General features: G+C 70.2%; 1 pseudogene. It reads left to right on the top strand.

Annotation, left to right across the window (positions count from 1 at the left end):
• Positions 1-41: 41 nt before the first annotated feature.
• Positions 42-640 (top strand): annotated as a pseudogene (locus AAW13_RS47345) (IS5 family transposase); the annotation flags it as partial.

Raw genomic sequence — 640 nt, forward strand, 5'->3', positions numbered from 1 at the left:
CTAGGCAGTTTCGTTTGGATCAGTCGGTCGTTGGTCCGGGTGTGCCGTTAACAGATGCGCAGTGGGCGCGGATCGAGCCGTTGCTCCCGGACCGGACGCCGCAGCGGGGTGGTCGCTGGCGGGATCACCGGGAGGTGATCGACGCCATCGCGTTCAAGTTCCAGACCGGAACGCAGTGGGTCCACCTGCCGGAGAAATACGGCAACTGGCGTGGCGTCTACAACCGGCTGCGGATGTGGGCCCTCGACGGCACCTGGGAGCGCGTCTTCACCGCGCTGATGGCCCAGGCCGACGCCGATGAGGACCTGGCTTGGGCCGTGTCGGTGGACTCCACGATCGTGCGGGCTCATCAGCACGCGGCCGGAGCCCGTAAAAAGGGGCCCCGGCCGGCGAACCGGCCGACCACGCCATCGGCCGGTCCCGGGGCGGGCTGACCACGAAGATCCACCTCGCAGCCGACGGCCGCTGCCGGCCCCTCGCGTTCGTCCTCACTGCCGGACAGGCCGGTGATGCCCCCGCCTTCACCGACGTCATGGCCCGCCTGCGCGTTCCCCGACGACACGGTCGTCCGCGCACCCGACCGGACGTGGTCCTGGCGGACAAGGCCTATTCGTCCCGCGCGATCCGCGACCACCTGCGC

It is taken from the genome of Streptomyces humi (assembly GCF_001005085.2).
GTDB lineage: Bacteria > Actinomycetota > Actinomycetes > Streptomycetales > Streptomycetaceae > Streptomyces > Streptomyces humi.